1 pseudogene is annotated in these 1,479 nt (G+C 66.5%); it reads left to right on the forward strand.

Annotation, left to right across the window (positions count from 1 at the left end):
* Window positions 1-65: 65 nt before the first annotated feature.
* Window positions 66-1,241 (forward strand): annotated as a pseudogene (locus WEB03_RS00510) (IS4 family transposase); the annotation flags it as partial.
* Window positions 1,242-1,479: the final 238 nt, after the last annotated feature.

Raw genomic sequence — 1,479 nt, forward strand, 5'->3', positions numbered from 1 at the left:
CAATACCGTTCAGTTAGAACTACATGCGTGGTATTCTTCCGGTGGCGATGAGACCGGAGGGTGGGATGCCGCGGGCGGGATGGGTGAAGCCGCAGGACGATCAGCGTCTGTCGGATCATGTGGCGTTGGGGGTGTTGACCCGGACGTTCCCGCCGGATCTGGTTGATGCGGTCCTGGCCGAGACGGGCCGGGTCGAGCAGCGTTCGCGGTTGTTGCCGGCCCGGCTGGTGACCTACTACGTGATGGGGTTGGCGTTGTTCTCGCAGTCATCGTATGAGGAGGTGATGCGCAACCTCATCGAAGGGCTGTCGTGGGAGTCGGGGTGGGCCAGAACCTGGAAGATGCCGTCGAAGTCGGCGATCTTCCAGGCCCGTGCCCGGTTGGGGGTCGAACCGCTCGAGGCGTTGTTTGACCGTGGGTGTGTGCCGTTGGCCACCGACGAGACGCCGGGAGCGTTCTACCGCGGTTGGCGGCTGGTCGCGATCGATGGCACGACGTTGGATGTGGCCGACACCCCCGCCAACGATGAGACGTTCGGCCGGCCGGGCGCCTCACGAGGGCATGCGGCGTTCCCTCAAGTGCGTCTGGTCGGGTTCGCAGAAGTAGGCACCCATGCGATCACCGGCGCGGCCATCGGGGCCTACAGCGAGTCCGAACAGGCGCTGACCCACCAGTTGGTGTCACATCTCGAGCCGGGGATGCTGTGTCTGGCCGATCGCGGGTTCGCCGGATTTCCCCTGTTTTCGGCCGCGAAGGCCACAGGATCCGATCTGTTGTGGCGGGCGAGGAACAACGCGGTGCTGCCGGTATTGGAGGCCTTCGACGACGGGTCGTTTCGTTCCGAGCTGGTGGCCACACCCGATAAGCGCACCCGCACCGAGGTGCTGAGCGTGCGGGTGATCGAGTACGCGCTCGACGATCCAGGCCGGCCCGACACGCCCGAGCGCTACCGGCTGATCACCACCATCCTCGATCCGGCCGCTGCGCCCGCGGATGAACTCGCCGCCCTCTACGCCCAGCGGTGGGAGATCGAAACCGCCCTCGACGAGCTCAAAACCCACCAGCGCGGCCCCCGGGTCGTGCTGCGCTCCAAAACCCCCGACGGCGTCATACAAGAGATCTACGGACACCTGTGCACCCACTACGCCATCCGCGCCCTGATGTCGAGTGCAGCCGATGGCGCCGGTGTGGACCCCGACCGGATCTCGTTCACCCGCACCCTGCGAGCCGCCCGCCGATCCACCCGCGCCGGGCTCGGCACCGCAACGACAAACCTCGCTGCCGCGCTCACCCACGTCCTCGCCGAGATCCTCCACGAACTACTACCCGCCCGACGACTACGCGCAGCCGCCCGCGTCGTCAAACGCAAGATGTCGAACTACGGCGTCAAACACCCCGACCACCGCCACTGGCCCAGACCAACGCTCGCCCCACCCGACGCCATCCACGTCCTCGCACCACCCTAACTGAACGGCATTG

This window comes from Nitriliruptor sp., from assembly GCF_040882075.1.
Classification (GTDB): Bacteria; Actinomycetota; Nitriliruptoria; order Nitriliruptorales; family Nitriliruptoraceae; genus Nitriliruptor.